This window comes from Saccharothrix variisporea (genome assembly GCF_003634995.1).
GTDB lineage: Bacteria > Actinomycetota > Actinomycetes > Mycobacteriales > Pseudonocardiaceae > Actinosynnema > Actinosynnema variisporeum.
This window is the reverse complement of the sequence record NZ_RBXR01000001.1, coordinates 3,221,522-3,243,195: the sequence shown is the minus strand read 5'-3', so window position 1 is coordinate 3,243,195 and position 21,674 is coordinate 3,221,522. Positions and strand designations below refer to the sequence as shown.

Annotated in this window: 20 protein-coding genes; 6 read left to right on the top strand and 14 right to left on the bottom strand. The window is 73.4% G+C overall.

Annotated features, from left to right (window positions below; translation table 11 throughout):
• Window positions 1–9: 9 nt before the first annotated feature.
• Together DFJ66_RS14185 and DFJ66_RS14180 are read right to left on the bottom strand one after the other, a co-directional pair.
• Entirely contained in the window at window positions 10–459 is a 450-nt protein-coding gene (locus tag DFJ66_RS14185; protein WP_121221539.1) for an ABA4-like family protein, read from the bottom strand.
• Window positions 456–1,385, bottom strand: a complete 930-nt coding sequence (locus tag DFJ66_RS14180) for a hypothetical protein (protein ID WP_211351153.1) — start codon at window positions 1,383–1,385, stop codon at window positions 456–458. Before DFJ66_RS14180 ends, DFJ66_RS14185 begins: the two co-directional genes overlap by 4 nt.
• Window positions 1,386–1,488: 103 nt before the next feature.
• Between DFJ66_RS14180 and DFJ66_RS14175 the strand changes: the two genes are divergently transcribed.
• Window positions 1,489–2,169, top strand: a complete 681-nt coding sequence (locus DFJ66_RS14175; RefSeq protein WP_121221536.1) for a MerR family transcriptional regulator — start codon at window positions 1,489–1,491, stop codon at window positions 2,167–2,169.
• A 142-nt stretch (window positions 2,170–2,311) separates the two neighbouring features.
• Here DFJ66_RS14175 and DFJ66_RS14170 read toward each other — a convergent pair whose 3' ends face one another.
• Window positions 2,312–3,556 (bottom strand): ribonuclease D, encoded by a 1,245-nt coding sequence (locus tag DFJ66_RS14170; RefSeq protein ID WP_121221534.1) that lies wholly within the window; start codon window positions 3,554–3,556, stop codon window positions 2,312–2,314.
• Window positions 3,557–3,623: 67 nt separating this feature from the next.
• Window positions 3,624–4,340, bottom strand: a complete 717-nt coding sequence (locus DFJ66_RS14165; protein WP_121221532.1) for a response regulator — start codon at window positions 4,338–4,340, stop codon at window positions 3,624–3,626.
• 254 nt (window positions 4,341–4,594) lie between these two features.
• Here DFJ66_RS14165 and DFJ66_RS14160 point away from each other — a divergent pair, with 254 nt between their 5' ends.
• Complete coding sequence (locus DFJ66_RS14160) at window positions 4,595–5,758, top strand: dipeptidase (protein WP_121221530.1); 1,164 nt, start codon at window positions 4,595–4,597, stop codon at window positions 5,756–5,758.
• Here the strand turns inward: DFJ66_RS14160 and DFJ66_RS14155 are convergent.
• The 3 genes from DFJ66_RS14155 to DFJ66_RS14145 form a co-directional block, all read right to left on the bottom strand.
• Window positions 5,755–6,048, bottom strand: coding sequence for a YciI family protein (locus DFJ66_RS14155; RefSeq protein ID WP_121221528.1), 294 nt, complete (start codon window positions 6,046–6,048; stop codon window positions 5,755–5,757). The two genes, DFJ66_RS14160 and DFJ66_RS14155, sit on opposite strands and share 4 nt — an antisense overlap.
• 9 nt (window positions 6,049–6,057) lie before the next feature.
• Window positions 6,058–6,624, bottom strand: coding sequence for a TetR/AcrR family transcriptional regulator (locus tag DFJ66_RS14150; protein ID WP_121221526.1), 567 nt, complete (start codon window positions 6,622–6,624; stop codon window positions 6,058–6,060).
• Between the two features lie 104 nt (window positions 6,625–6,728).
• Window positions 6,729–7,274 (bottom strand): DUF3000 domain-containing protein, encoded by a 546-nt coding sequence (locus tag DFJ66_RS14145; protein WP_121221524.1) that lies wholly within the window; start codon window positions 7,272–7,274, stop codon window positions 6,729–6,731.
• Window positions 7,275–7,361: 87 nt separating this feature from the next.
• On the opposite strand from DFJ66_RS14145, the gene hemE reads away from it, so the two are divergent.
• From hemE to hemQ, 3 genes are read left to right on the top strand one after another with little or no spacing between them, the layout of a single operon-like run.
• The gene (hemE, locus tag DFJ66_RS14140; protein WP_121221522.1) at window positions 7,362–8,414 is read left to right on the top strand and encodes a uroporphyrinogen decarboxylase; all 1,053 of its coding nucleotides are present in this window, start codon (window positions 7,362–7,364) and stop codon (window positions 8,412–8,414) included.
• Window positions 8,411–9,829, top strand: a complete 1,419-nt coding sequence (hemG, locus tag DFJ66_RS14135) for a protoporphyrinogen oxidase (RefSeq protein WP_121221520.1) — start codon at window positions 8,411–8,413, stop codon at window positions 9,827–9,829. Before hemE ends, hemG begins: the two co-directional genes overlap by 4 nt.
• Window positions 9,830–9,845: 16 nt before the next feature.
• Window positions 9,846–10,538, top strand: a complete 693-nt coding sequence (hemQ, locus tag DFJ66_RS14130; protein ID WP_121221518.1) for a hydrogen peroxide-dependent heme synthase — start codon at window positions 9,846–9,848, stop codon at window positions 10,536–10,538.
• 40 nt (window positions 10,539–10,578) lie between these two features.
• Here hemQ and DFJ66_RS14125 read toward each other — a convergent pair whose 3' ends face one another.
• A complete protein-coding gene (locus DFJ66_RS14125; protein WP_121221516.1) occupies window positions 10,579–11,895 on the bottom strand; it encodes a vanadium-dependent haloperoxidase in 1,317 nt (438 codons plus the stop codon).
• A 144-nt stretch (window positions 11,896–12,039) separates the two neighbouring features.
• Here DFJ66_RS14125 and DFJ66_RS14120 point away from each other — a divergent pair, with 144 nt between their 5' ends.
• Window positions 12,040–14,904, top strand: a complete 2,865-nt coding sequence (locus DFJ66_RS14120) for an AfsR/SARP family transcriptional regulator (protein WP_246029757.1) — start codon at window positions 12,040–12,042, stop codon at window positions 14,902–14,904.
• On the opposite strand, the gene DFJ66_RS14115 is transcribed toward DFJ66_RS14120, so the two are convergent.
• The 6 genes from DFJ66_RS14115 to DFJ66_RS14090 form a co-directional block, all read right to left on the bottom strand.
• Window positions 14,894–18,133: a S8 family peptidase gene (locus DFJ66_RS14115; protein WP_121221512.1), complete on the bottom strand. Its 3,240-nt coding sequence runs from the start codon at window positions 18,131–18,133 to the stop codon at window positions 14,894–14,896. The genes DFJ66_RS14120 and DFJ66_RS14115 overlap by 11 nt on opposite strands.
• A gap of 200 nt (window positions 18,134–18,333) precedes the next feature.
• Window positions 18,334–18,861: a hypothetical protein gene (locus DFJ66_RS14110; RefSeq protein ID WP_147459271.1), complete on the bottom strand. Its 528-nt coding sequence runs from the start codon at window positions 18,859–18,861 to the stop codon at window positions 18,334–18,336.
• Window positions 18,843–19,187: an SCO6045 C-terminal-like domain-containing protein gene (locus tag DFJ66_RS14105; protein WP_121221508.1), complete on the bottom strand. Its 345-nt coding sequence runs from the start codon at window positions 19,185–19,187 to the stop codon at window positions 18,843–18,845. Before DFJ66_RS14105 ends, DFJ66_RS14110 begins: the two co-directional genes overlap by 19 nt.
• Window positions 19,184–19,978, bottom strand: a complete 795-nt coding sequence (locus DFJ66_RS14100) for an MbnB/TglH/ChrH family RiPP precursor modification enzyme (RefSeq protein WP_121221506.1) — start codon at window positions 19,976–19,978, stop codon at window positions 19,184–19,186. Before DFJ66_RS14100 ends, DFJ66_RS14105 begins: the two co-directional genes overlap by 4 nt.
• Window positions 19,978–20,811 (bottom strand): TIGR04222 domain-containing membrane protein, encoded by an 834-nt coding sequence (locus DFJ66_RS14095; RefSeq protein ID WP_170199396.1) that lies wholly within the window; start codon window positions 20,809–20,811, stop codon window positions 19,978–19,980. Before DFJ66_RS14095 ends, DFJ66_RS14100 begins: the two co-directional genes overlap by 1 nt.
• Window positions 20,765–21,670: a TIGR04222 domain-containing membrane protein gene (locus DFJ66_RS14090; RefSeq protein ID WP_121221504.1), complete on the bottom strand. Its 906-nt coding sequence runs from the start codon at window positions 21,668–21,670 to the stop codon at window positions 20,765–20,767. Before DFJ66_RS14090 ends, DFJ66_RS14095 begins: the two co-directional genes overlap by 47 nt.
• Between the last annotated feature and the right edge of the window lie 4 nt (window positions 21,671–21,674).

Here is a 21,674-nt window from a genome sequence, read left to right as displayed (position 1 = left end):
TAGACCCTGTTACTCGCCGGTAACCACTGTGGTCGCCCTGTCGGGTGTGTCACAGAACGCCCGGATGATCAGGAAGAGTACGAACCCGAACGGGGACAGGATGATCGTGAACACCAGCAGGGGTCCCACCAGCAGCGGGTGCAGGTTCAGCCGACGACCCTCCCGGTAGATCCACGCGCCGATGAGCAGGTCCCAGGCGAGCACCTGGGCCCAGACCGCCGAGGTGCCCCAGTCGGTGCCGAGGAAGGTCTGGAGCCCTTCGAAGCTCGGGCTGCTCATCGTCGCCCACAACTCCGGCAGGTGCCCGGCGACCAGGACCGTGTAGACGACCAGCAGGGGCACGGCGATCAGCGGCGAGGACGCGATCCGGTGCGTCCAGCGCCACTTCGGGGCGAACACCATCAGCGCCCAGAACGGGACGGTGAGCGGGAAGGCGAGGTCGAACAGGAACTGGCTCATGCGGCCACGGGCTCCTCGGTCTCGGTCTCGGTGGTGCGCGGTGGCGTGCTCGGTGTCGTGCTCGGCTTGGTGCGCAGTGCCCAGGCTCCCGCGAGGACGGTCGCCGTGACGAGGAGCAGGAATGCGGTCCACGTGGCCGAGTCGGGTCGCAGCAGCGGCTGGCCGCGCAGGGCCTGCCAGGTGGTCAGGGCGGTCAGGCCGAGGTAGCTCGCGGCGGCGACCCAGACGACGCGGGTGTTCGCGCGGCGGCCGAGCAGGACGACCAGGAGGGGCAGGGCCTGGAGGGCGTGGATGCCGACGAAGTGCGGGATCCGGAGGTCGCCGCCGGCTGTGCTCCAGCCCGTGACCGGCATGTAGGGGCCGCCATCGGGGACGCCCACGCTGTGCGCGCCGGCGATGCCCTCGATCCCGCTGTCCTGCCCGGCCATCAGCTGGCCGAGGGCGAGGCCGACGAGCGCGATGCCCAGGCCGAGGCGGATCGCGAGGCCGGCGGGCCGGTTGGTGAAGCGCGAGAAGGCCAGGACGAGGGCGATGATCGCGTGCATGACCCAGACGACGAGGATGGTGCCCGCCATGACGACCCAGAGCGTCGCGTCGAAGTCCGTGGCCACGTTGAAGTGGCTGCGCCGGCCGCGCAGGACCTGACCGACGATGATCACCATCTCGGCCGTGCCGCCGAGGGCGAGGACGGTGCCCGCCCACCAGCCGAGCTTCTTCAGGCGGGTGGCCTGGGTGAGCATCCAGGCGAGGGCCACCCCGTAGAGGGCGAGGGAGATGCCGAACTTGAACGGTTTGAACCAGATCGGCGAGCCGACCAGGATTCGGTCGTCGACCACCAGGCCGACCGCGCTCGCGAGGGCGAGGGCGCCCATGAGCAGGGAGAAGAGCATCAGCGGCGGGTGCCACCGGAGGAAGCGGGTCAGCATGACGGCTCCATATGGATAGCGGAACTTTCTACTATCGGATAGTTACACTGTCCAAACTGAGAGCCTTCTCAGCTTCGGGCTCTTCGAGCGGGATCGAGGACGCATGCGCATCGCGGAACTGAGCCGCCGGACCGGCGTGCCCGTGCCGACGATCAAGTACTACCTGCGGGAGGGCTTGCTGCCCGCGGGCGAGCTGACCAGCCCCAACCAGGCCCGGTACGGGGAGGCGCACCTGCACCGGCTGAGGCTGGTGCGGGCGCTGGTGGAGGCCGGGGGGCTGTCGATCGCGGCGGTGCGGGACGTCCTGGGTGCGCTGGACGACCCGGAGAAGTCCTTGCACAAGGCGATGGGGACGGTCGAGCGGGCGGTCGTCGGCACCGGGGCCGCGCCGACCGACGAGGTGGCGCACGCCGAGGCCCGGGCGTTCGTCGAGGGGCAGGGGTGGGCCTACCGGCCGGAATCGGACGCCTTCCAGTCCCTGGTCCACGTCATCGCGACCGCGCGGGAGTTGGGGCACGAGTCGTTCTTGGGGCAGTTGGAGGGGTACGCGCGTGCGGCGCGGCCGTTGGCGGAGCAGGACTTGGACTACGCGTTGAGCGGGCCGACGAAGGACGCGGCCATGGAGATCGTCGTCCTGGGCACCGTGCTGGGCGACGCGGCCTTCGCCGCCGTCCGCCGCCTGGCCCGCCGAGAGGCCTCCGGCATCCGCTACGCCCGCGACCAAGCTCAAGCCGCCGCTGGTCCCGTCCCCGCTGATCCCGCCGCCGACGAGCGGAACTGCTGAGAGCCGAGCCGCCGGAATTGTCGGTGGCTCGTGCGATGATCGAGACGGGGGCCGGAGGCCACGCCTGAGTGCAGCTGAGTGCCGCCGGGGGAGTCGACCGGCCGGGCCGCCGCAGGATCGCTGCGGCCCGGGCCGGCGGGCGTCAGGCGGGTTTCGCGCTCAGGGCCTGCGAGAGTGCCGCGGCGGTCAACTCGACCTGCCAGTTCCGTGCCCCGCCCTCGCGCAGCACGGCTGCCACGCCCTCGACCGACGTGTCCTCCGGCGGCTGCCAGCACGTCCGCCGCACCAGGTCCGGCAGCAGCAGGTTCTCCACCGGCAGGGTGTTGGCGTCGGCCACGGCCGTCAGGGCCACCCGAGCCGCCGCCAACCGGGCCGCCGCGGCCGGGTCCTTGTCCGCCCAGCGGTTCGCCGGCGGTGGGCCGTCGTGTTGCTGCGCGGGGTCGGGGAGTTCGGCGCGGGGGAGGGCCGCGGCGCGTTGCAGGGCGCCCAGCCACAACGTGACCATGCGGCGCTGCGCCCGGCCCCGGAAGACCGGCAGCGCCAGCAGCGCGGCCTCGTCGGCGGGGTTGCGGACGGCGGCCTCGATCAAGGCGCTGTCGGGGAGGACGCGGCCCGGTGCGATGTCGCGTTCACGGGCCAGCGCGTCCCGCGTCTCCCACAGCGACCGCACGGCGGCCAGCTGGCGGGGACTGCGGACACGATGAATGCCCGACGTCCGGCGCCACGGCTCGGACCTCGGTTTGGGCAGCGGGGCGGTGCGGGCGGCCTCGAACTCCTCCAGCGCCCACTCCAGCTTGCCCTGGCGCTTGAGCTCCTGCTCCAGGACGTCGCGCAGCTCCACGAGCAGCTCGACGTCCAGCGCCGCGTAGTTCAACCAGTCGGCCGGCAGGGGACGGCGCGACCAGTCGGCCGCGCCGTGCCCCTTTTCCAGCCTGTAGCCGAGCAGTCGCTCGACGAGCGTGCCCAACGCCACCCGTTCGAAGCCGGCCAGCCTGCCCGCCAGCTCGGTGTCGAACAGCGCGCTCGGACGCAGGCCGAGTTCGGCGAGGCACGGCAGGTCTTGCGACGCCGCGTGCAACACCCACTCGGTCCCGTCCAGCGCCTCGACCAGCGGGTCGAGCCGACCGCCCAGGGCGATCGGGTCGACCAGCACGGTCCCGGCGCCCTCCCGGCGCAGTTGCACCAGGTAGGCACGTTGCGAGTAGCGGTAGCCCGAGGCTCGCTCGGTGTCCACAGCGACCGGACCCGATGCTCCGGCGAGCGCGTCAGCGGCACGCCGGAGCGCCTGGGCGTCGGCCACCACCGGCGGAACCCCATCAGCGGGTTCCGTCAGCGGGACCGGATCAGCCCCGGTTGGGTCGGTCGGCTCGTCGGAGGGTACGTCCACGGCGGAAGACCCTACGACGAACGCACCACTCGCGGGTGTGTTCGGCCCGTTCAGCGTGGCGACCCGGTCAGCGGATCACGCCGGCACGCATGGCCAGCGCGACCATCTGGGCCCGGTCCCCGGTTCCCGGCTTGCGCCCGATCCGCGACAGGTGGCTCTTCACCGTCAGCGCGGAAAGGCTGAGCGCTTCGCCGATCTCCTTGTTGCTCTGGCCATCGGCGACCAGCTGGAGGACCTCGACCTCACGCGCGGACAGCTCCCGCGGCGTGTTGTCGGTGCCCGGTACCCGGGTGCCCGCCGCGAGGACGGGCGCGACGCTCGGATCCGCGTAGACGCCGCCGTCGAGGACCCTGCGCACCCCGTCGGTGACCACCATCGGCGAGGCGGACTTCAGGAGGTACGCCTGGGCGCCCGCCTGGAAGGCCGACCTGACCGCGTAGGGGTCGTCGGAGGACGCGAGGACCACGATGCGGGGCCAGCCCTGGGCACGGAGTTCCGTGACCAGGTCGATGCCGGTGCCATCCGGCAGACCCAGATCGAGGATCGCGAGATCGCACGGTCCGGTTGCGAGTGCCCGCGCCCGAGCCTCCGCGACCGAAGCCGCCTCATGCACAGTCCCGGCTCCCATCTGGGTCAACCGGGCGCTTATCGCCTCCCTCAGCAGTGGGTGGTCGTCGACCACCAGCACTGAAAAAAGCTCCTCCCGCGGGTGCGGGACCATGTTCGCCGGCAACGAGCCGGCTGGCGTGGTACGAACGGCCTGACCTAAGCCGACGGCAGCCACGTCACTACCTCCCTGGAGTCGGTCGTGCCCCCCGACCGGCACCGGGACTTTCGTCCAATCAGCCGCGCCACTGATCGACCGAAAGTGGTGTCGTCTGGGGCAGCGTAGCCGCCCAAGCGGGTCTACGGGACGATCAATCGGGTATCTATCCCGAACGAGTTGTCACTGATGGCCCCCGTTGTCACACGATCGGCTGACATCTGAAGAGGGCGTGTAACGCGAGTCCGTCTCACGACGACAGACAGGAGTTGTCGGTGTCGAGCACCACAGGTCGAGCCCGAGCCGAGGAACTGCTGGCCCGCGTGCCACTGGTGGACGGGCACAACGACCTGCCGTGGGCGTTGCGCGAGGTGTACGCCGAGGGGCAATTCGGTGAAAAGTCAACGCCGCCGAACGTGGGCGACTGGGCCTCCGCCGCCGACCTCCGGCACCTCCAACCAGCACTCCAGACCGACTTTTTGCGGTCTCGGCAGGGCCGGCTGGGTGTCCAGTTCTGGTCCGTGTGGGTCCCGTGCCGCCTCGCGGGCGACGCAGCCGTGACCGCCGTCCTGGAGCAGGTGGAGTTGGTCCACGAGCTGTGCGCCCGCTACCCCGACCTCCTCGGCCTGGCCACGACCGCCGACGAGGCCGAGGCGGTGTTCGCGTCCGGCCGGTTGGCGTCCCTGATCGGGGCCGAAGGAGGGCACAGCGTCAACTCGTCGCTGGGCGTGCTGCGGGCCCTGCGCCGGCTGGGCGTCCGGTACATGACCCTCACGCACAACGAGAACACCCCCTGGGCGGATGCGGCCACGGACGAACCCGTGCACGGCGGGCTGACTCCGTTCGGTGTCGAGGTGGTCCGGGAGATGAACCGCGTCGGCATGGTCGTGGACCTGTCCCACGTGGCCCCGTCGACCATGAACGCGGCCCTGGACGCGACCTCCCGGCCGGTCATGTTCACCCACTCGTCCTGCCGCGCGGTCGCCGACCACCCCCGCAACGTGCCCGATGACGTGCTCGAACGCCTCAAAGACAACGGCGGGGTGTGCATGGTGACCTTCGTGCCCCACTTCGTGTCCCAGCGTTACGCCGAGTGGGACGCGCGCCTGAAGGAAGCCATGACCGAGGCCGGCGAGAACCACAACGACCTCGACGCCCGCCACCGCTTCGCGTCCGGCTGGACGGCCGGCGGCCCGACCCCGCACGTGACCGTCGAGGACGTCGTGGCCCACCTCGACCACGCCCGCGAGGTGGCCGGCATCGACCACATCGGCCTGGGCGGCGACTACGACGGGGTGAGGGTGCAGCCGGAGGGGCTGGAGGACGTCTCGACCTACCCGGTCCTGTTCGGGGCGCTGTTGGACCGGGGCTGGAGCGAGGAGGACTGCACCAAGCTCGCCGGCGCCAACGCCCTGCGCGTGCTGCGCGACAACGACTAGCGCGAGGCCAGCAGGAAGCTCAGCCGTTCGTCCGCCATGCCGGGGGAGACCTCGAGCACCTCCGCGGTCACGATCCCCTCCGCGACGAACGGGTCACCGGCCACCCGCTGCTCCAGTTCGTTCCGCGACGTGCCCTCTGCCAGGACCGCGCCGCCCAGGCCGGGCTGGAGGCTGCCCGCCAGCAGGAAGACCCCGTCGTCCAGGCCGCGTCGGAGCCACTCCACGTGGCCCTCCATGTGCTGCCCGGCGGCGGCCTTGTTGTCGGTGAAGCGGAGCAGGACGACGAACATCCGGTTCTCTCATCTCGTGTAGGTGCTCAGCCAGTCGCGCATCCGGTCGACCTCCCGCGAGACGTACGCCTCGTCGCGGAAGGCGTTGGACAGCACCGCCACGCCCTGGCTGAAGGTGAGCACGTGCATGGCCAGTTCGTCGGCCTGCCCGGCGTGGCCGAGCAGCACGAACTGGTCGCGCAGCCACGTGCGGAACAGGGTGAACAGCTCGCGGGCCCGGTCGTGCAGGGCGTGGTCGAGCTTGGCCAGTTCGGTGGTGAGCGTGCCGACCGGGCAGCCGTGCCGCCGGATGTCGGCGCCGTTGGTGACGACGATCTCGACGAACCGCATGATGCGGTCCGCCGGGGAGTCGTTCGACGTCTCCCAGTCGCGCAGCGTCCGGCGGGTGGCGTCCACCCGGGACTCCAGCACCGCGTCGAGGATCGCGTCCTTGGACTTGAAGTGGTAGTAGAAGTTGCCGCGCGACAGGCCGACGGCGGCGGCGATGTCGGCGAACGACGTGTGCAGGTATCCGTGCTGGTAGAAGAGCCGGTCCGCGACCTCGACGATGCGGCTCCGGGTCACCGTGGAACTCATCGACCCCTCCTGCCCGCCGCGTCTAGGACGCTTGTCCTAGAACGACCCTAGGACAAGCGTCCTAGAAGGTCAAACCGCACTGGTGCGGAGTGGGACAAGGGGGATCAGCGGATGGTGCTCACGCCCACCGGCGGCAAGCCGACCGCGGTGGCCATGACGTCGTAGAACGCGCTGCCGTGCGCGGCCAGTTCGGCGTCCCGGGCCGTCCAGGACGCCCGCAGCTCCAGGTCGTCGGTCCGGGCCGGGCCGGCGATGTCGCCGAAGCGGGCGGACGAGGTCTGGGTCACCGTGCCGCCCAGGGCCAGGAACTGCGCGCCGGCCACCTCCAGGGCCTCCACCAGCCACGACCAGCCCACCTCGGGCAGCAGGGGGTCGGTGGCCAGTTCGGGGTCCAGCTCCACCCGCACGTACGCGACCAAGCGGAACACGCCCGACCACGCCTCCACGCCCTCCGGGTCGTGCAGCAGCACCAGGCGGCCGGTGGACAGCTCGTCGGCCGGGCCCGTCGCCTCGGCGGTCAGCGCGAACGCCCAAGGCGCGAGTCGCTGCGGCGGGCGCACCTCGGTCAGCTCCAGCTCGGGTCGGGTTCGCACCGACTTGAGCGTCGCCACCGCCCGCCGGAACAGTTCGGGCTCCGCCTGTCCGGTCACATCTGGGGACTGTATGCCCTTCTGCCCCCACTGGGTGAGCGCGGCACGCCGGGACCGGGCGGCGTCGCGGGGGCCGAGCGTGGGAGCATGGAAAACGAGATGAGTGACAACACCACCGCACCGCTGCTCGTCGCCGCTCGCGGCGGCACGCCGTCGCGGACCCCGGTCTGGTTCATGCGCCAAGCGGGGCGCTCGCTGCCCGAGTACCGCAAGGTCCGCGCGGGCACGGCGATGCTCGACGCGTGCATGGACCCCGAGCTGGTCTGCGAGATCACCCTCCAGCCGGTCCGCCGCCACGACGTGGACGGCGCGATCCTGTTCTCCGACATCGTGGTGCCGCTCAAGGCCGCCGGTGTCGACCTGGACATCGTGCCCGGCACCGGTCCGGTGGTCGCCAAGCCCGTCACCACCCGCGACGACGTCGACCGCATCCCGCTGCTGGAAGCGCACCAGGTGCAGCCGGTCGCGGACGCGGTGAAGCTGCTCAACGCCAACCTGGGCGACGTGCCGCTGATCGGGTTCGCGGGCGCGCCCTTCACGCTGGCCTCCTACCTGGTCGAGGGCGGTCCGTCCAAGCACCACGAGCGCACCAAGGCGCTCATGCACGCCGACCCGGAGCTGTGGCACGCGCTGCTGTCCCGGATCGCCGACATCACCGCCGAGTTCCTGCGGGTGCAGGTCGAGGCGGGCGTCAAGGCGGTGCAGCTGTTCGACTCGTGGGCGGGCGCGCTGTCCGAGCGCGACTACCGCGCGTACGTCCTGCCGCACTCGAAGCGGGTGCTGGAGAGCGTGACGACCGTGCCGCGCATCCACTTCGGCGTCGGCACCAGCGAACTGCTGCCCGCCATGCGCGAGGCCGGCGCGGACGTCGTCGGCGTCGACTGGCGCACCCCGCTGGACGTGGCCGTGCGCCGCCTCCAGGAGGCCGCGCCGCACCTGCCCAAGCCGGTCGTGCAGGGCAACCTCGACCCGGCGCTGCTGTTCGCCGGCGAAACCGCGGTGCGCCGCGAGATCGACCGGATCGTCGAGGAGGGCCGGGCCGCCGCCGGGCACATCTTCAACCTCGGCCACGGGGTGCTGCCCGACACCGACCCGGACGCGATCACCAAGGCCGTCGAGTGGGTGCACCGGACACGATGAGAACGCTCCACGTGGCGGTGGTCGGGGGCGGGATCTCCGGCCTGGCCGCCGCGCACCGGCTGCGCTGCCTGCTCGGACCCCAGGCCCGCATCACGGTGCTGGAGCAGGCCGACCGGCTGGGCGGCAAGCTGCGCACCGCCGAGGTCGGCGGCCGGCGCTACGACGTGGGCGCGGAGGCGTTCCTGCACCGCCGGCCCGAGGCCCGGGAACTGGTCGCCGAACTGGGCCTGGGCGAGCAGGTCGTGCACCCCACCCGGTCGCCCTCGGCGATCCGCGCGGCGGGGGAGCTGCGGTCCGTCCCGGCGCACACGCTGATGGGCGTGCCCGCGTCGGTCGAGGCCGTGCGGCAGGTCCTCAGCCCGGCGGGGCTCAAGCGGGTCGAGGACGAACCCACCCTGCCCCCGATCCGCCTGGACGGCGGGGACGTCTCGGTGGGCGCGCTGCTGCGGGCCCGCTTCGGCCCCGAGGTCCCGGACCGCCTGGTCGGTCCCCTCCTGGGCGGTGTCTACGCGGGCCGCGCGGACGGCCTGGGCCTGCGCGCCACCATGCCGCAACTGGCCACGGCGCTGGACTCCGGCGTCGGCTCGCTGCTGGCCGCCGCCGCCACGACCATGCCCGCCCCACCCCAGCCGCACACCACCCCGGCCCCGGTCTTCGGCACCCTCTCCGCCGGACTGTCCACTCTGGTCGACGGTCTGGTCGCCGCGTCGGCGGCGGAAGTCCGCCTGGGCCTGCCCGTGCGCGCGGTGATCCGCCGCGAGCACGACTGGCGCCTGGAGATCGGCACCCCGACCAACCCGGAGGTCCTGGACGTGGACGGCGTGGTGCTGGCCGTCCCCGCGCCCTCCGCGCGCAAACTGCTCGCCGACGTCGCCCCGGCCGCGTCGAAGGAGTACGCGAAGGTCGAACTGGCGTCCATGGCCGTGGTCGCGCTGGCCCTGCCGCCGGGCACCGAGCTGCCCGACCGGTCCGGCACGCTGCTGGCCGAGGGCGAGCGGCACGCCGACGGAACCCCGTTCAGCGCCAAGGCGTTCACCTACTCCAGTCGCAAGTGGTCGCACCTGGCCGGCGAACCGGTGCTCGTGCGCGGCAGCGTCGGCCGGCACGGCGACGTGGGTGTCCTCCAGCGCGACGACGAGGACCTGGTCCGCGCGGTCCGCGACGACCTGCGCGAGCTGACCGGCATCACGGCCACCCCGATCGACACCCTGGTCACCCGGTGGGGCGGCGGCCTGCCCCAGTACGGCGTCGGCCACCTGGACGTCGTGCGCGGCATCGAGGACGCCGTCGCCGAGGTCCCCGGCCTGGCCGTGGCCGGCGCCACGCTGCACGGCGTGGGCATCCCCGCGTGCATCGCCACCGGCGACGCGGCGGCGGCACGTGTCGCGGCGCACGTCCTCGGCCGCGTCCGGTGAGTGAGAGGATGGGGACATGGCCCGCCTGAACTACAACGAGCTCAACGACACCATCCGCTACACCATGTGGTCGGTCTTCCGCGTCGAGCCGGGACGCCTCCCGGAGGACCGCGGCCCGGCCGCCGCCGAGACCCAGGCCTACCTCGACGGCTTGGAGTCCAAGGGCGTCGTGGTGCGCGGGGTGTACGACGTGGCGGGCCTGCGCGCCGACGCGGACTTCATGATCTGGTGGCACGCCGAGGAGATCGAACAGGTCCAGGCCGCCTACACCGGCTTCCGCCGCACCCCGCTGGGCCGCGCGTCCACCCCGGTCTGGAGCCAGGTCGCCCTGCACCGCCCGGCCGAGTTCAACCGCAGCCACATCCCGGCGTTCCTGGCCGGCGAGGACCCGCGCAAGTACGTGTGCGTGTACCCGTTCGTGCGGTCCTACGAGTGGTACCTGCTGCCCGACGAGGACCGCCGCAGGATGCTGGCGGACCACGGCAAGGAGGCGCGGGACTACCCGGACGTGCGGGCCAACACCGTGGCGTCGTTCGCGCTGGGCGACTACGAGTGGATCCTGGCCTTCGAGGCCGACGAGCTGCACCGGATCGTGGACCTCATGCGCCACCTGCGCGGGACCGAGGCACGGCGGCACGTGCGCGAGGAGATCCCGTTCTACACCGGCACCCGGATCCCGGCCGCGGAACTGGTCACCAACCTGCCGTGACACCACCCGCGCCCGGGGGAGCCGGGCGCGGGTGGTCCGGTCAGGCGCGCAGGAACGTGCTCGCGGCGTGCTGGGCGAGCGCGGTACCGGCGGCCAGGCCGCTGTCGGCGTCGAACTGGTAGTGCACCCCGAGGTAGACGCGGCTGCGGGCATTCTCGCGCGCGGCGGCGCTGAACGTGGTGAACGTCCGGGTCACCCCGACCGCGTACGGGTCCTCGGTGGTGGCGGTGAAGGTGACGGCGTCGGTGCCGAAGTAGGCCTGCATCGCGCCCGCCCACGCGCCCGCGAAGGTGGCGTGCCCGGAGACGTAGGCGGGGAACGGCGGTGACCAGCGGTTGCCGTCCGCGTCCGGGGACAGCGGCTGCCAGTTCGGGTCCGCGGTGGTGGCCGGGTTGCCGTCGGTGTCGGCGAGCCGGATGGCCGACTCCGGTCGCCACAGGTCGATCGCGGTCTGGTACTTGGCGTCCCAGGCGACGATGCCCGCGTCGCCCATGACGAGTGCGACGAGCGCGAACAGCCGGGCCTTCTCGGCGGTGCCGAGCCCGCGTTGCCGGGCCACGATCTGGGTGTGGGCGAAGAGCTGGCCCGGCGGCTTGTAGGTGTCGTCGAGGTCGTTGGCCCAGAAGTGCGCGATCCGGGTCTGCTCGGCGGTGCGGGTGGTGGAACCGGCGCTGCCCAGGCTCTTCACCTCGTTCACCTGCGCCGCGTACTCCGGGCTTGCCAGCAGTTCGGGCAGGGTGGCGTACCCGGCGGGCGGCGAGGGCCGGAACTGCGTCGCGGACGTGGCGGTGAACGGCTTCACCAGGCCCCAGTTCAGGGTGGCGGCGCCGGCCCGTCCGGTGGGGCGCCACTGGCCGGGCTGGGTGCCGACCTGGTAGGCGGTGGTGTCGGCGGACCCGTCACCCGAGCGCGCGGCGATCATCGCGGCAGCGGCGGCCTGGCCGACGGCCTTGCCGTTGCCGCTGTCCGGAGCGCCGTCGAGGGCGTCGGCGAGGTCGTCGCTGAAGTCGACGCCCGGGAAGGCGGCCACCAGGGTGTCATGCGCGGCGTAGGCGACGGCGTGCCGCACGGAGGCGTTGGGCGCAGTGGTCTGGTAGAGGTAGGGCTTGCCGATGGGCGTGATGGAGTTGACGGCGTCGTAGATCGCCGCGTGCACCATCGCGCCGCCTCTGGCCATCGGCGTCGGCGCTCCGCCTTCGTCTCTGAAGACCTCCAGCAGCACGTCGTTCCAGAACAGGACGGGGTCGCTGACGGGTGCCGCGGCCGCCGGCTGCGCCACACCGCCCAGAGTGCCCCCCAGGGTCAGCGTCGCCAGGGCCGCCAAGCCCAGTCGACGCCGTGCCGTGATCCGGCTCATGTCACTCCTTGTCGACGTTGTCGTGCGGCGGCTGGGCGGCCACCGCGCCGCCACCGTCCGGTCCGGACCGTGCGAGCACCTGCCAAATCCCTGCAAGGCGCAGGTCGGAGCGGCTATACAGGTCGTGAGCGCTGGGGGGCAGTGGTGATCGAGATCGGGTTGTTGGGGGAGATCGCGGTCCGGGTGGGCGGCAGACCGGTGGATCCGGGGCCGGCCCGGCAGCGGCTGGTGCTGGCCGCGTTGGCGGTGGAGGTCGGCCGGGCCGTGCCGGTGGACCGCCTGGCCGCGCGGGTGTGGGGTGGGACGCCGCCCCGACGTCCGCGCGAGACGCTGCACAGCTACGTGTCGCGGCTGCGCCCGGTCCTCGCCGCGGGCGGGGTGACCGTGGAGCGCAGGTCCGGTGGCTACGCGCTGGTCGCCGAACCGTCCACTGTGGACTTGCACCGCTTTCGGGACCTGTGTGGACTGGCCCGCGCGGCGGGCGACGACGAGCGGGCCGGGGCGGCGCTGGCCGAGGCGGTGGCGTTGTGGCGGGGCGCGGCGCTGACGGGCGTCGAGGGGGAGTGGGCGGCGGCGGAACGGGACCGGTTGGCGCTGGAGCTGTGGGACGCCGAGCTGGACCTAACGGACGTGCGGCTGCGGTTGGGCGCGGGCGAGGAACTGGTGGCGCAGCTGGCGACGCGCACCGATGCGCACCCGCTGGACGAGCGCATCGCCGCTCAGCACATGCAGGCCCTCTACCGCGCCGGCCGTGCGGCGGACGCCCTGGAGCACTACCGGCGGCTCCGCGAGCGGCTGGTGGAGGAGCTGGGCACCGAGCCCGGCGAGGCCGTGCGGCGCCTGCACCAGCGGATCCTCGCCGCCGACCCCGCCCTGACCGCCGCGCGCGTGCCCCGGCAGCTCCCCGCCGTGCGCGTGAGCACAGTGCCGATCGCCGTGCCCCGGCAGCTTCCCGCCGCACCGGCGCCCTTCGTCGGCCGCCACGACGACCTGGCCTGCCTGGACACCGCGCCGGCCGCCGCCGGCCGGAGCGCCGCGGTCCTCATCTCCGCGCTCGGCGGCGGGGGCGGGATCGGCAAGACCTGGCTCGCGCTGCACTGGGCCCACCGCCACGCCGACCGGTTCCCCGACGGGCAGCTGTTCGTCGACCTGCGCGGGTTCAGCCCCGACAGCGAACCCCTGCACCCGGCGGCGGCCGTGCGCGGGTTCCTCGACGCGCTCGGCGTGGACCCCGGCCGCGTCCCGACCGACCCGGACGCGCAGGCCGCCCTGTACCGCAGCCTCGTCGCGGGGAAGCGGCTGCTGGTGGTGCTGGACAACGCCGCCACCGCCGACCAGGTCGTCCCCCTGCTGCCCGGCACCCCGACGTGCGCCGTGCTGGTCACCAGCCGCACCAGGCTCGCCGCCCTCATCGACCGGCACGGCGCCCGCCACGTGCAACTGGACGTCCTGTCCCACGAAGAGGCCCGCGCCCTGCTGGTCGAGCGCCTCGGGCACGAGCGGGTGGCCGCCGAACCCGCCGCCACCGACGACCTGGTGGAGCTGTGCGGGCGCTACCCGCTGGCCCTGTCGATCACGGCCCGCCACGCCGCCACCCACCCGCGCGCCGCGCTCGCCGAGGTCGCCGCCGAACTGCGCGACCTCGGCCTGGACGTGCTCGACCACGACGACCCCGCCGCCAGCCTGCCCGCCGTGCTGTCCTGGTCCCTGCACGGCCTGAACGCCGAGCTGCGGCAGGCGTTCGCGCTGCTGGCCGTCGCTCCCGGCCCCGACATCGACCTGCCCGCCGCCGCCTCCCTCACCGGCCTGCCCGAGGCCCGCGCCCGCAGGGTCCTGCACGCCCTGGAGGACGCCTCCCTGCTCGACCGGCACCCGCACGGCCGCTACGCGATGCACGACCTGGTCCGCGCCTACGCCGCCGGCACCGCCCACGACCTCCCGGAACCGGTGCGGGACGCGGCGCTGGAGCGGGTCGTGGACTTCTACCTGCACACCACCCACACCGCGGACCGCCTCCTGGACCCGCACCGCGCGCCGATCCGGCTCGACCCGCCCGCCTCCGGCGTCCACCCGCGCCCGCTGCCCGACCGCCCGTCCGCGCTGGCCTGGCTGGACGCCCACCACCTCCACCTGGTCGCCACCCAGCACACCGCCGCCGCCCACCACCGCTACCAGGCGGTCTGGCACCTGGCCCGCGGCCTGACGACGCTGCACTGGTGGCGGGGGCACCGCCACGACGAGATCGCCCTGGGCCAGGCCGCGGCCGACGCCACCAGATCACCCGACGCCACCGGTTCGGCCGGCGCCGCGGGTTCGGCCGGCGCTGGGTCGGCCGGCGCCGCGGGTTCGGCTGGCGCTGGGTCGTCCGGTGCCGCGGGTTCGGCTGGCGCCGCGGGTTCGGCCGGTGCTGGGTCGGCCGGCGTCGCGGGGTCTGGTGCTGCCTGGTCGCCCGATGCCACCAGGTCGGACGACGCCGCGCCGCGCATCCTCGCCCACCGCCGCCTCGGCCACGCCCACACCAGGCTGGGGTGGCACGAGCAGGCCGTCGCCCACCTGCACCAGGCCCTCGCCCTGGCCGAGCACCACCACGACCCCGGCCAGCAGGCCCGCACCCACCGCGCCCTCGCGTGGGCCTGGCAGCAGCGGGGTGACGACCAGCGGGCACTGGAGCACGCCCACCACGCCCTGCGCCTCTACCGCGCCCTGGACGAGCCGGTGGGGGAGGCCGACGCGCTCAACGCGGTGGGGTGGTACGCCGCCCGGCTGGGCGACCACGACACCGCCCGCGCCCACTGCCAGGCCGCCCTCGCCCTGTACCGCCGCCACCGCGACTCCGCCGGAGAAGCGGCCACCCGGTACAGCCTGGGCCACATCGAGCACCACGCCGGCCACCACCGCCGGGCCGTCCGCCACTACGAGCAGGCCGCCGGCCGGCTGTTCGTCCAGCCGGGAGAGGGCGCCCCCGCGCGAACGGAAGCGCCCTCTCGTCACGCCGGCCCTACTCCTTGATCTTGTACGCCCGGATCAGCGAGTGCTCGAACGTGTTGCCCTTGCTGTCCGCGCCCTTCACCCGCAGTGACGCGAACCCGGCCGCGTCGGCGTTGCGCACCAGCGCGTTGCGCCCCACGACCGGCACCTTCGACCAAGACTTGCCGTCGTCGAACGAGACCTCGACCTCCAGCCGGGTCACCCGGCCGTTGTCAGCCCCGCCCTGCTGCTGCACGACCAGCGGCACCCGAAGCACGTGCCCGGCCCGAGCGGCACCACTGGCGTCGAGCGAGGGCGTGAAGCGGACGACCGTCAGGGGCAGCGGCTTGAAGTCCTCGCCCGCCACCGTGTCGGACTGGAACGTCCACGCGCCGCTGACCGACGTGCTGAACTCCGACACGCCCTCGGCCCGGTCGGCGACCGTCTCGACCTTGAACCGCGCCTTGCCCGCCGGCACGTCCCGGAACAGGCCGTTGGCCGGGTACTCCGTCTCGCCGACCTTCACGCCCTCCCGGTACAGGGTGGTCCGGGCCTTGCCGGTGTTGGAATCGCCGGCGTTGCCGTACCCGTCACCCCAGAACGGCACGCCGAAGCCGATGTCGTTCCCGGCCCGCGCCAGGTACAGACCGTCCGGCGAGGAGATGGACGGGCCGTAGACCGGGGCCAGGAAGCGCTGCTCGTACTCCCGGCCCTTCCGGTAGGTGCGGTCCGGGCTGCTCAGCACCGCCTCCAGCCGCTGTTCCGGGCCGAACTGGAGGAACGCCCAGCTCCAGCCGACGCCCTCGGTGGTGACGTGGTCGATCGCCTCGCCGGGGGCGACCACGTCGGAGACCACCGCCCAGCCGCCGCCACCACCGGGCACGACCGCGTTGCCGGCGTGGCCGAAGGTCCGGCCGGCGGGCGCCGCGCCGAACTTGCCGCGGACCGTCGCCAGGTCCTTGGCCTGCGGAGCGCGGACGAACCCGGTCGGGACCTTCCCCGCCGAGGCCCATGCGAGCCGGTAGGTCACCGGCACCCCGCCCTGCGGCGCGCCCTTGGCCTGCGAGCCCACCAGGACCTTCAGCTCCTCGGCCGACAGCTCCGGCCCGAGGTGGCCGGCCGACACGTCGTCGCCGAAACCGCCGAGGAACGCGAAGCCGAAGCCCATCCGCCGGGCCCCGTAGACGCGGGTGATGTTGATGTCGCCGATCATCTCCTCGGCCGCCGGGTCCGGCACGGTCACCTTGACCGGCTTGGCGAGCCGGGCGTCGACCGCGACCTCGGTCGGGCCGGTGACCGACAGCTGCGACTGCGGCAGCACGGCGACCTTCTCCTTGTCGGTCACCACCTCGTTGAACGCGAAGTAGTCGCCCTTGGGCACCCGCAGCTTCGCGACGCCGTCGACGATCTGGGGGAACGCGAAGGCGTTGTTGCTCAGGCCCACCACCAGCGAGCTGGCGTCGGTCGCGGGCTTGCCCGCCGCGTCGGTGTACTTGAAGGACACGTCGTAGCTCTCGACCTCGCGGTTCACGCCCAGCGGGGTGCGCGGGCCGCCGGACGCCACGACCGCGCCGGAGTACGCGCCGTCGACGGTGCCGACCCGGGTGTCCGCGGTGACCGACACCGACGCCGTGCCGCCCGCCGGGACGGTGACCTTGGTGGCGCTCAACGTGAACAGGCCGGCCGGGGCGGGCTTGCCGTCGGGGCCGCGCGCGTCGACGGAGAGGTCGAGGGTCACCGGCTGCGCACCGCTGTTGCGGTAGGTGACGTCCTTGGTGACCGGCTTGTCGTCGTCGTGCGGCCACTGCTGGAGGCCGAAGCCCAGGCTCACCGGGTCGGTGGTCACCGTGGTGGTGATCGCCTTGGCCAGGTCGACCCGGCCCGCGCCCTGGTCGAACGCGGTCAGGTCCGGGTTGTGCTTGGCCGACGCGGTCAGCGCCGCCTTGACCTGCGCGCCGGTCCAGTCCGGGTGCTGCTGCACCAGCAGCGCCGCCGCGCCCGCGACGTGCGGGGTGGCCATGGACGTGCCGGACAGGGCGACGTGCGTCGGGTCCACCGGGGTGCCGATGACGCCCGCGGACGACTTGGCGGCCACGATGTCCACGCCCGGCGCGGTGATGTCGGGCTTGACCGCGCCGTCGCCGACGCGGGGACCGCGGCTGGAGAACGGGGCGATCTTGTCGGCCCGGTCGACCGCGCCCACGGTGAGGGCGGCGTCCGCGCTGCCCGGCGAGCCGACCGTCTCGGGACCGCCGGAGTTGCCCGCGGCGATCACGAACAGCACGCCCTTCTCGGCGGAGAGCCGGTTGACGGCCTCCTCCAGCGGGTCGACCTCGGGCGTGTCACCGCCGCCCAGGCTCAGGTTGACCACGTCCGCGCCCTGGTCGGCGGCCCACTGCATGCCGTCGAGGATCCAGGACTCGGCGCAGCCGTTGAGCACGCACACCTTGCCGTCGAGCAGCTGCGCGTCCGGCGCGACACCGCGGTACTTGGCGTCCTTGCTCGCGATGGTGGCGGCGACATGCGTGCCGTGGCCGACGCCGTCCGTGGCGTCGGGGTCCTCGGTGAAGTTGCGCTCGGCGACCTGCTGCCCGGCGAGGTCGGCGTGCTTCTCGTCCACGCCGGTGTCCAGCACGGCGACCTTGACGCCCTTGCCGGTGAACCCGGCCTGCCACGCGGCGGGGGCGCCGATCTGGGCGGTGCTGCGGTCCAGCGTCGGCTGCCGCATCCCGTCCAGCCAGATCCTGCCGACGCCCGGGTCGTCCACCAGCGACCGGAACGCGGTGGCGGCCTCGGCCTTGGCGGCGCGGGCGGCGACCGCGCCCACGGCGGGCAGGTCGCGGGTCACCCGGACACCCGAGGCGGCGCGCAGCGAGCGGGTGCCGGTGACGATGAGCGGCACGTGGTCGCGGTGGGCGTCGTCGTAGCCGGCCTCGACCAGGCCGGTGACGTCGAACAGCCGCAGGTCCAGCTTGCCCTCGGCGATGGGCCGCAGCGCGTCGCGCGGCACCACGTGCAGCCGGCCGTCCTTCTCGAAGGTCTGGAACGCGATGTGCTCCCGGCCCGGTGCCTTGGTCAGCGCGCCGACCCGGTCGCCGTCGAGCACGACCCGGTCACCGGTGACGAGGGTGACGGACTTGGGCTCCCCCTGGAAGCGCGGTGGCGACTGCGGGGCGGGTGCGGCGCTCGCCACGCCCTGCCCGCCGGCCAGCAGCCCGATCGACAGCGCGGCGGCTCCCCACGAAACGCCACGCTTTCCGGATCTCAACACAGATACCTCCCGAATCTGGTTGCGGCGCGCCTGTGGACGCGCGTCGGGAGGCACACCTGTCCAGCGGTGGCGGCGGTGACCGAATGGTGATGAAACCCCCCAACTCCCTCGACGCTATCCACCCTTGCGGGTGAGAGCAGCGTCTCATTGAGGGACATTCCGCCACCCGATCAGGTCACTGACCGATCACGGGGTGTCGCTCACCTCTCTCGGACGGAGCCATCCGGACCGACCACGACGCCTGCTTGCGGGCCACCCGTGCCGCAGCCGGGACCGTTGGGCTCGACCAGCTTCGGCGTGACGGTGAGCTGCTGGTCCACGACGGTCGCGCCGGCCCGGTCGAGCAGCCGGAGGGAGACGGTGACGGGCTTGGTGGGCAGGTCCGGCACGGTGACGTAGGCGTGCTTGCCACCGGTCGGCACGGCACTCGCGCTGCACACGTCGTCCGGCTTGTCACCCGTGCACGTCCCGCCGACCGAGCTGGACGACGGGAACAGGTCCAGGGTCGGGGTGACGCACCGACCGTCCCAGCAGACCTCGATGCTGCCGGTTTCGACCGTGGTGTGGTGGACGTCCACGCCCAGACCCACCAGCGCGCCGATCGCCGTGCACGCGCGGCCCGCGCCGACGTCCCCGCAGGCGGCGGTGAGCAGGACCAGAGCACCGAGCACGAGTGTCCGCATGTGCTTGGGACGGAAGGAGAGCGTCCTCAGGTTGCGCGTCGCCACCACCGCTTCTTGCGCGGCGCGGGCAGTTCCCCTTGTGCCACGGCCCAGGCGGCGAACGCGGCGGCGTCCTCGCGGAACCGGGTGCCGGCCTCGCGGGGGTGGGCGCGGGCGTAGGTGTCGAACAGCGGGCGGAACCGCTCGCCCAGCGCGTCGGCGACGTCGGGGCGCAACGCGGCCACGATCCCGCGCCGCTTGTTCAGCAGCGCCCGCGCCTCGACGCGCAGCCGTTCCGGGTCGAAACCGGGCGGCGGTTCACCGTCGCCGAGAAGCGCCCGCAACAGCTCACCTTGTTGCGCCGCAAGCTTTTCCCGCTGCGGTTGGGTCATGCCAGGACCGCCCGGATCGCGGCCAGCTCACCCGCCAGCTCGGCGTCGGACGGGTAGTCGTCGTCGCGTTCCAGCAGCACGCCCGGCGGGTCCACCCGCTCGCGCAGCTGCCGCAGCACGTCCAGCACCTCCGGCGGCACGGCGTGGGCGTGCGTGTCGTGGTAGACGCCCTGGTGCTCCTGCCCGCCGGCCACGTGCACGTAAGCCAAGCGCTCCAACGGGATCTCGTCGAGGAACCGGCCCACGTCCGTGCCCAGGTTGCGGGCGTTGGCGTGGAGGTTGGCCACGTCCACCAGCAGCAGGCAGTCCGTGCGCTCGACCAGTTCGGCCAGGAACCGCCCCTCGGACAGCTCGGCGTCGGGCCACTCCAGCAGGGCGGCGACGTTCTCCAGCGCCAGCGGCACGGGCAGGTCGGCTTGCGCGGCCTTCACGTTGGCCACCAACACGTCCAGCGCGTCACGGGTGCGCGGCACCGGCATGAGGTGCCCGGAGTCCAACCCGCCCGCGCGCACGAAGCACACGTGGTCGCTGACGAAGGGCGCGTCCAACGCCTGCGCCAGCGCGCCCAGGTGCGCCACCCGGTGCGGGTCCACGGGGTCCGCGCCGCCCAGGCTCAGCGACACGGCGTGCGGCAGCACCGGCACGCCCCGCTCCCGCAGCACCCGCACCGACTCGGGCAGCCGGTCCGCGTGCAGGTTCTCCGCGACCACCTCGACGAAGTCGACGTCGAGCTGTTCCACGGTCAGGTCGATCTCGGGCCGCCACCCGATGCCGACACCCAGTCCCGCCATCAGTCACCGCCCCCGCCACCGCAGCCCCCGCCGCACGACGAACCGCACGACGAGCCGCTGTCCGAAGAGGACCCGCTGTCCGACGACCCGCTGTCCGACGAGCTGCCGCAGCTGCTGCTGGAACAGCTCCCGCACCCGCTGCCGCACGAAGCGCTCCCGCTGGACCCGTCGGACTTGCGCCGCCGCCGCAACGTCGCCGCCGCCACCGGGTCGATGCCGAGGACCTGCCACACGTACTGCCCGCTCACGCGCCCGAGCAGCCCGTAGCACGCCACCAGCGGCACGCGGTCGGAGGTGACCACGACCGTGCGCAGCCGCCGCACCGCCCTGCGCCCGGCCCGGGTCAGCGGCCGCACGAACGGGTAGGTCATCGCGGCCAGGAACATCCAGACGAAGAACCCGGCGAACACCGCCCAGAACGGCAGGTCCCCGAAGATCGACCACACGATCGAACCCAGCCAGGCCAGGAAGAACAACCGTCGCAGCCACCGCACCGCGCGCACGGCCCCGGCGGTCCGCACGTACCCGCGCGAGATCAGCTGCTGCCGCAACGCCTGCGCCTGACCGCTGCGCGCGCCGGCCGCGACCAGCTCACCCAGCGGGCGCGGCACCGACCCGAGCACGAACGACTGCAACGGCGTCCACGACCGCGGCGGACCTTGGACGGCGCTCACCAGCCCGTCCCGGGAGATGCGCAACGCGCCCGCCTCGACCAGGGACACCACCGCCACCTCGGTGGCGCGTCCCGGCCCACCGGCCAGCATGGCCTGCTCCTCGGGCCACAGCTCAGCCGAAACTCCCGAAGTCGACGTCCAGGAAGTCGCCACCGTCATCCTCCAACCACTGCGAGGCCAACCAGCCACCCGCCAGCCACCCGCCCGCGACCAACCAACCGTTGCGCTGACGCCAGCGCCGCGGCTCGACGACCACGACCCGCTGCCCCCGTCGGGGGATCGGTGCATCGGACGTCCCCGTTACCCCGATCGGTTCCGCGTTCTCGCCGTCGAACACCGCGGTCTGCGCCCGTGCCGACCCCTTGTGCGGCACGGACGCGACCGCGGTGCGGACCAGGCCGTAGCGGGCGGTGACCTCGGCCGGGTCGACCGGCGCGAGACCCGCGGTGGCCTCCTCGAACGCCCGCGCGCCCGCCCTGGTCAGGACCGGCGGCGGACCCAGCAGCAGCGCCGCGGCGGCCAGCGCGGTGACCGACAGCGCGGTCGCGGTCACCCAGCCGCCCGGTGCCGTCACGACCCCGACGACGCCCAGCACCACCAGCGGCAGGACCGCGAGCACGGCCCGCCACAGCCGCTTGCGCGGCGCCACCAGCAGCCCGGCCGCGACCAGGCCTTGGCCCAGCCTGCGCGCCGGCGCGGCGGTGGCCGCGGTGACGACCAGGTCGTCCAGGTCGCGCGGCTGGTCCAGCCTCGTCAGCAGGTGGGCTTGCAGCTCGGAGACGGGACCGGGTTCTTGCCCCGGCACGGCGGCCACGGCGAACCCGGACGCCTTGACCCGGTTGTCGGCCACCAGCCCGGCCACGGCCACCTCGACCGCCCGCACCGGGCCACCGCCGAGGAAGCCGAGTTCCTCGAAGCTCAGCGGCCGGGCCGGCGGCGACCCGGGCACCCGCTTGAGCAGCAGACCGAGCAGGAACGCCGCCACCAGCGCCGGGCCGTACCACCACAGGAAACCCATCGCG

Bases quoted from the DNA above. Each gene is read 5' to 3' on its own strand.
- DFJ66_RS14185 (WP_121221539.1), bottom strand. From the start codon at position 459: ATGAGCCAGTTCCTGTTCGACCTCGCCTTCCCGCTCACCGTCCCGTTC.
- DFJ66_RS14180 (WP_211351153.1), bottom strand. From the start codon at position 1,385: ATGCTGACCCGCTTCCTCCGGTGGCACCCGCCGCTGATGCTCTTCTCC.
- DFJ66_RS14175 (WP_121221536.1), top strand. From the start codon at position 1,489: ATGCGCATCGCGGAACTGAGCCGCCGGACCGGCGTGCCCGTGCCGACG.
- DFJ66_RS14155 (WP_121221528.1), bottom strand. From the start codon at position 6,048: ATGTTCGTCGTCCTGCTCCGCTTCACCGACAACAAGGCCGCCGCCGGG.
- DFJ66_RS14150 (WP_121221526.1), bottom strand. From the start codon at position 6,624: ATGAGTTCCACGGTGACCCGGAGCCGCATCGTCGAGGTCGCGGACCGG.
- hemE (WP_121221522.1), top strand. From the start codon at position 7,362: ATGGAAAACGAGATGAGTGACAACACCACCGCACCGCTGCTCGTCGCC.
- hemG (WP_121221520.1), top strand. From the start codon at position 8,411: ATGAGAACGCTCCACGTGGCGGTGGTCGGGGGCGGGATCTCCGGCCTG.
- hemQ (WP_121221518.1), top strand. From the start codon at position 9,846: ATGGCCCGCCTGAACTACAACGAGCTCAACGACACCATCCGCTACACC.
- DFJ66_RS14125 (WP_121221516.1), bottom strand. From the start codon at position 11,895: ATGAGCCGGATCACGGCACGGCGTCGACTGGGCTTGGCGGCCCTGGCG.
- DFJ66_RS14105 (WP_121221508.1), bottom strand. From the start codon at position 19,187: ATGACCCAACCGCAGCGGGAAAAGCTTGCGGCGCAACAAGGTGAGCTG.
- DFJ66_RS14100 (WP_121221506.1), bottom strand. From the start codon at position 19,978: ATGGCGGGACTGGGTGTCGGCATCGGGTGGCGGCCCGAGATCGACCTG.
- DFJ66_RS14095 (WP_170199396.1), bottom strand. From the start codon at position 20,811: ATGACGGTGGCGACTTCCTGGACGTCGACTTCGGGAGTTTCGGCTGAG.
- DFJ66_RS14090 (WP_121221504.1), bottom strand. From the start codon at position 21,670: ATGGGTTTCCTGTGGTGGTACGGCCCGGCGCTGGTGGCGGCGTTCCTG.